Genomic DNA, 6,645 nt, shown 5'->3' on the forward strand with positions numbered 1-6,645 from the left:
ATGCTTTTTTCCACGGGATGGTCCGGCGCGGGCTCGGCAAATCCGAGCTATGCTATCGCAATGCACGGCAAACCGGCCTTGCCGGCCGATTTCAGCCAGATGCCCTATGCCAATCCGGATGCGCCCAAGGGCGGCCGGCTGGTGCAGGGAGTTTCGGGTAGCTTCGACAGTCTCAATCCCTTCATCGTCAAAGGCCTCGCTCTCCAGCAAATACGCGGATTCGTTGTCGAGAGCCTGATGGCGAGAGGCAACGATGAACCCTTCACGCTTTACGGCCTCCTGGCGGACAGCATCGACACGGACGAGGCACGAACCTACGCCACCTTCCACCTCAACCCGCTGGCGCGTTTTTCCGACGGACAACCGGTCCATGCCGACGATGTGCTGTTTTCCTGGCAACTCCTGCGCGACAAAGGTCGTCCCAATCATCGCCAGTACTATTCGAAGGTTGCAACGGCGGAAGCGATCAACGAGCGAACGGTGCGCTTCGATTTCGGAGGAGCCCGAGATCGCGAACTTCCGCTGATCCTCGGCCTGATGCCGATCTTGCCGAAACACGCGATCGACGCCGCGACGTTCGAGCAAACCTCGATGACGGCGCCGCTGGGTTCCGGGCCGTATCGCGTAACCGCGGTGAAGCCCGGAGCGAGTGTCACCCTGACGCGCAATCCGGACTACTGGGGACGCGCCCTTCCGGTCAATCGCGGTTTGTGGAATTTCGACGAGATCAGGTTCGACTTCTATCGCGAAGCCAACAGTCAGTTCGAAGCCTTCAAGCGTGGACTGTACGATTTCCGCGTCGAGACCGAACCGCTGCGTTGGCACGCGGGGTACGACTTTCCCGCCGCCCGCAACGGTCGGCTTATTCGCGAATCCATCAAGACCGGCCTGCCCGCGCCGTCGGAATATCTGGTGTTCAATACGCGACGTCCGGTGTTCTCCGACATCCACGTCCGCGAAGCGCTGACGCTTCTGTTCGATTTCGAGTGGATCAATCGCAACTATTTCTTCGGACTTTACAGCCGCGCCGGCGGCTTCTTCGCGGGATCGGAACTGTCAGCCTATGCACGCCCCGCCGACGAACGGGAACGCGCGCTGCTGAAGCCGTTCGGCTCGGCCTTGCGGCAGGATATTCTCGACGGCAGCTATCGTTTGCCGGTGACGGACGGTTCGGGCCGCGACCGCAAGGCGCTGCGCGCTGCCCTCGCCCTGCTGTCACAAGCCGGTTACGAGCTTGATGGGACGGTTCTGCGCGACCGCTCGACAGGGGTGCCCCTCGCCTTCGAGATCCTGGTGACGACGCGCGACCAGGAACGAATCGCGCTCACCTATGCGCGCGATCTCAAGCGGGCCGGGATCGAAGTCACCGTGCGTTCGGTCGATGCCGTCCAGTTCGACCAGCGGCGGCTCGCTTTCGATTTCGACATGATCCAGAACCGCTGGGATCAATCGTTGTCGCCGGGCAATGAGCAGTCGTTTTACTGGGGCAGCGAGGCCACCGACATCCAGGGAACGCGAAATTACATGGGCGCGAAGAATCCGGCGGTCGACGCCATGATCGCGGCCCTGCTCGAGGCCCGGAGCCGGCCTGATTTCGTGGATGCGGTTCGCGCGCTCGACCGGGCCCTGATGTCCGGCTTCTACGTAATTCCGGTCTACAACGTTCGAGAGCAATGGATTGCACGCTGGAATCGGATAGAACGACCGGAAGCGACCGCGTTGACCGGATACCTCCCCGAAACATGGTGGCAAAGGCCGCCGAAGCCGAGCCAGTGACGCCGTGCTCCAGAACAACACATCGCCCACGCTGGATGAACTCTTCGGCCGCATCCTCGCCCGGCAGCCGGATCAACCGGCGCTGATCGATCCGCCCGACAAGTTGCGGGTGACCGGACAACCGCCGCGGCGACTGACTTTCGCGCAGGCCGACCAGGCCGTCTCGGCATTGGCGGGCCATTTTATCGAAGCGGGCCTGCCGCCCAATTCGGTGATCGCGGTTCAACTACCCAACACCGTCGAACTGGCGCTGACCGTGCTCGCCGCATTTCGCGCGGGCCTGATCGTCGCGCTGCTGCCCCAGCTTTGGCGACAGGCTGAACTGACCGTCGCGCTCAACCGTACCGGCGCACGCGCGATCGTCGCCATGGGCCGCATCGATGGCGTCGATCATGCCGATCTCGCGATGAACGCTGCCGCCGAAGCGTTCTCCATACGCCATGTCTGCGGCTTCGGCAGTGATCTGCCGGAAGGCATGGTTCCGCTGGATATGATCGCCAGCAACTTGAGCGCCGACAGTTTTCGGCTCGCGGTTCAGGATTCGCGCCGTCCTGCGCTGGTGACGTTCGAAGCATCGGGCTCGGGTTTCCTCTCCGTGCCGCGAACCCACGTCAACCTGATCGCCGCCGGCCTCGCTATATTCCTCGAGAGCGGATTGCCTCAGGGAGCAACCATTCTCTCGGCGCTCGCGCCGTCGTCATTCGCCGGCCTGGCCTCCTCGTTCGTGATGTGGTTGCTCAGCGGCGGCACGCTGGCGATGCATCATCCCTTTGATGAGACCACGATGACGCGGCAGATCGAGACCGAACGGTGCGACACGCTGGTTGCGCCGGCGGCGCTGGCCCTGCGGATGGCGGAAGCCGAGGTTCTGTCATCGATGCGCAGCCTGCGTCACGTCGTCGGTCTATGGCGGACTCCGGAGCAGGTCGGCTCAAGCACGCTCTGGCCCCAAAACGGCATCCGGATGACGGACGTCTATCTGTTCGGCGAAGCCGGCCTTTTCGGTATCCGGCGCGCGGACGACGGATCGCCTGCTCCGGTTATGCCCGGACCTTATCGGGCGCCGCCCGAGGTCCCAGCTTCATCGACAGCAGGCGAGGTCATTCTGACGTCCAAGGGAACGCTCGGGCTGCGTGGGCCAATGGTTCCAGTCGCGGCTTACGCCGTCACGGACCGTCCGGTCGATCCCCTCGCCTCGCTCACTCCGCCGGACTATGTCGATACCGGTTACGCGGCGCGGATCGATCGCACCACGGGCGGTATCGCCATCACGGCCCCGCCCTCCGGCGTCCTCGCTGTCGGCGGCTACCGGTTTCTTGCGGATGATTTGCAGGAATGGGCGCGGCGACTGGGAGAGAACGCGATGCTAACGGCGCTTCCCGACCGCCTCAGCGGCCATCGGCTCGCCGGGCGGGCCGGCGATAACGCGCGCGCCCGCGAAGCATTGACAGAACTTGGGTTGAACCCGTTGATGGTAGAGGCCTTTCGCGACCGGCCCGTGACCAGCTGATCGAATTCGGCGGCATTCATTGACGCGACATTAACAGCGGCAAACTAGGATCGCCCACGTTGGCGAAATCCGAGTTTCGTAAGAATGTCCCAAGGTCCGCTCATCGTCGTCTCCTCCCGGCGTCACCAGCCGTTCGCAGCGTCCCTTTCCGACCTGAAAATCCTTCCCGTCATTGAAACGGACTGGTCCGAGGTTTCCAGCGCGGTTTCCCGGCTTCATCCTGCTGCTGTATTTGTCGGCACGATAGAAGGCGCAGGCGAGGCATTCGATGGTCTTGCGAGCCAGGTGGCTGCAATGCAGCCTTACGTGCCGTTGATCGTCGCCGATTCCGTCATGTCACGGCCTGACAACGCACTTCCTTACTCATCCGCGATCGGCGATTTCAACCGGCTTGGCGCGCGTCTCAACGCAGCTCTGCGCGTGCGGACCTTGCACGCGACCGTGCTTCGGCGGCTCGCGAGCAATCCGGCCGCACCGATACGTCAACCGGCCGATGACCCGATTCATGACGCAACCGTTCTCCTGATCGGGCGCGGCGCCACCTATCCGGCGCTGTCGGTTGTTTTTGGCGAACAAGTCGGGGTCGTCGGCGCGCTCAGCATCGAGGCGGCGGCGAAGCATCTCAATGCGCGCAGCATGGACGGCATCATTATCGGAGAAGGATTCACCGCGCGTGTCGTCGAGGCGCTTCTCACCGTGCTGGCGGAAGACACCCGCTTTCGCAATCTGCCGATCGCCGTCACGTCCGGAAATCTTGCGGCCGCGTATGACCTTCCCAATCTCGAACTGATGTCCGGCGAGCCGGCTCAAATTGCAAGCACATTCCTGCCGCTGGTTCGGCAACACGCCTTCGAGGCGCGTCTCTGTCGCACGCTTAAATCGCTCGATGCGGGGGGAGTGCTGGATCCACGCACCGGCCTTCTCACCGTCGATGCCTTTCACCGCGAACTCGACACGGCGATCGATCAGACAAAATCCGATGGAGGGCGGCTTTCGGTCGCGCGGTTCTCGCTCGACCAGAAGCTGGAGCGCCAGCTCTTCGATGCGGCGCGTATCCTCAGCCGGCTGATGCGGCGGATGGATTTCGGCACGCTCGAAGATGACGGATCGATCATTGTGGCTTTCTCCGACGTCGATCCGCGCAACGCCCACACCATCGCGCGGCGGCTTTCCAGTGTGATGAAGCATACGGCGCACAGCAGCAAACGAGCCCTGCGGGTCGATCCCCGCGTCGCCTTGACGGCATCCCAACCCCACGACTCCGCAAAATCGCTTCTCGCCCGATTGAGCGACGCGGCGCATCGCGCGGCGTCGTAACAGCGTTACGCCGCCTTGCGGTCTTCCGCGAGATTGGCCAGTTGGCGCATGATTTCGGTGGTGCCTATCAGGCGCTCCTCCGGCGTTTCCCAGTTCTGGAAGAACACGACCTTCATGTCGGGGCGAACTCTCGCCGCCCGCCCGTGCTGGCGAATGAAATAGACCAGCCGATCGGGTTGCGCGAACTTGTTGTCGCGGAAGGAGATCACGGCGCCCTTCGGCCCGGTGTCCACCTTCTCGACATTGGCGCGACGGCAATAGGCCTTGATCGCCGCGACCTTGAACAGGTAGCGGACTTCATCCGGCAGCGGGCCGAACCGGTCGCGCAACTCCGCCGCGAAATTGTCGATTTCATCATCAGTGTCGAGGTCGGCCAGTCGGCGATACAGCGACAGCCTCACCGCGAGATCGGCGACGTAGTCTTCCGGGATCAGGACCGGCATGCCGATGGTGATCTGCGGCGACCACCGATCGTCGTCGGCAGATTCCGTCATGCCGGTTTTCAGGTTCTGGATCGTCTCTTCCAGCATCGACTGGTAGAGCTCGAAGCCGACCTCCTTGATGTGGCCTGACTGCTCCTCGCCGAGCAGGTTTCCAGCCCCACGAATGTCGAGATCGTGCGATGCAAGCTGGAAGCCTGCCCCGAGCGTTTCAAGCGATTGCAGCACCTTGAGGCGGCGCTCGGCCTGCGCCGTGATCTTGTGCGTCGAGGGCAGCGTGAACAGCGCGTAGGCGCGCAGCTTCGAGCGACCCACCCGGCCGCGCAACTGATAGAGTTGCGCCAGTCCGAACATGTCGGCGCGATGCACGATCAGGGTATTGGCGGACGGAATGTCGAGGCCAGACTCCACGATGGTGGTGGAGAGCAGGACATCATACTTGCCGTCGTAGAAGGCCGACATGATGTCCTCGATCACCGTCGGCGCCATCTGCCCGTGGGCGACGGCGACCTTCATCTCCGGCACGTGCTTGTCGAGAAACTCCTTCACCTCGGCCAGATCGTCGATGCGCGGCACCACGTAGAAGGCCTGGCCGCCGCGATAGCGTTCGCGCAACAGCGCCTCGCGGATCATCAAGGGGTCGTGTGGCGCCACGAAGGTGCGCACCGCGAGTCGATCGACCGGCGGCGAGGCAATGATCGAGAGATCGCGCACGCCGGTCAGCGCCAGTTGCAGGGTGCGCGGAATCGGAGTGGCGCTCAGCGTCAGCACGTGGACCTGGGCACGCAACTGCTTCAGCCGCTCCTTGTGGCTGACGCCGAAGTGCTGTTCCTCGTCCACCACGAGAAGTCCGAGATCCCTGAACTTGATCGACTTTCCGAGCAGCGCGTGGGTCCCCACCACGATATCGACCGAGCCGTCGGCAAGCCCCTTCTTGACCTGTGTCAGCTCCTTCGGCGACACCAGCCGCGACGCCTGCGCGACGTTGACCGGAAAACCGCGAAACCGCTCGGTGAATGTCCTGGCATGCTGGCGCGCCAACAACGTCGTCGGCACCACGACGGCGACCTGCTTGCCGTCCAGTGCGACGGCGAAGGCCGCCCGCAACGCCACCTCGGTCTTGCCGAAACCGACGTCGCCGCACACCAGCCGATCCATCGGCCGACCGCTCTCCAGATCTTTCAGCGACGCGTCGATCGCACTCAGTTGATCTTCGGTTTCCTCGTAAGGGAAGCGCGCGCAGAACTCGTCATAAAGGCCGGATTGCACTGGCAGCTTCGGCGCTTCATGCAACTGCCGCGCCGCCGCAATCTTGATCAATTCGCCGGCGATCTCGCGAATGCGGTTTTTCAGCTTGGCCTTGCGGGCCTGCCAGCCGCCGCCTCCGAGCCGATCAAGTTCGACATTCGCCTGATCGGACCCGTAGCGCGACAACAGTTCAATGTTCTCGACCGGCAGGAACAGCTTGGTCTCGTTGGCGTAACGCAGTTCAAGGCAATCGTGCGGCGCGCCGCTCACTTCAAGCGTCTGCAAACCGGCGAAACGCCCGATGCCGTGTTCGACATGCACGACGAGATCGCCGGCCGCGAGGCTGGTCGCTTC

Annotated in this window: 4 protein-coding genes; 3 read left to right on the forward strand and 1 reads right to left on the reverse strand. The window is 63.2% G+C overall.

Annotation, left to right across the window (positions count from 1 at the left end; translation table 11 throughout):
- From BGN91_RS15410 to BGN91_RS15420, 3 genes are all read left to right on the forward strand, one after another.
- Nucleotides 1-1,776, forward strand: coding sequence for an extracellular solute-binding protein (locus BGN91_RS15410; RefSeq protein ID WP_292614631.1), 1,776 nt, complete (start codon nucleotides 1-3; stop codon nucleotides 1,774-1,776).
- Nucleotides 1,777-1,780: 4 nt separating this feature from the next.
- A complete protein-coding gene (locus tag BGN91_RS15415) occupies nucleotides 1,781-3,286 on the forward strand; it encodes a class I adenylate-forming enzyme family protein (protein WP_292614619.1) in 1,506 nt (501 codons plus the stop codon).
- 84 nt (nucleotides 3,287-3,370) lie between these two features.
- Nucleotides 3,371-4,603 carry a GGDEF domain-containing protein gene (locus BGN91_RS15420; protein ID WP_292614621.1) on the forward strand — a complete coding sequence of 411 codons (1,233 nt, stop codon included), beginning with the start codon at nucleotides 3,371-3,373 and terminating at the stop codon, nucleotides 4,601-4,603.
- Between the two features lie 5 nt (nucleotides 4,604-4,608).
- Here the strand turns inward: BGN91_RS15420 and mfd are convergent.
- Nucleotides 4,609-6,645, reverse strand: a 2,037-nt coding sequence (mfd, locus tag BGN91_RS15425; RefSeq protein ID WP_292614622.1) for a transcription-repair coupling factor, incomplete at its 5' end; no start/stop codon positions are given.

The organism is Nitrobacter sp. 62-13, from assembly GCF_001896955.1.
Classification (GTDB): Bacteria; Pseudomonadota; Alphaproteobacteria; order Rhizobiales; family Xanthobacteraceae; genus Nitrobacter.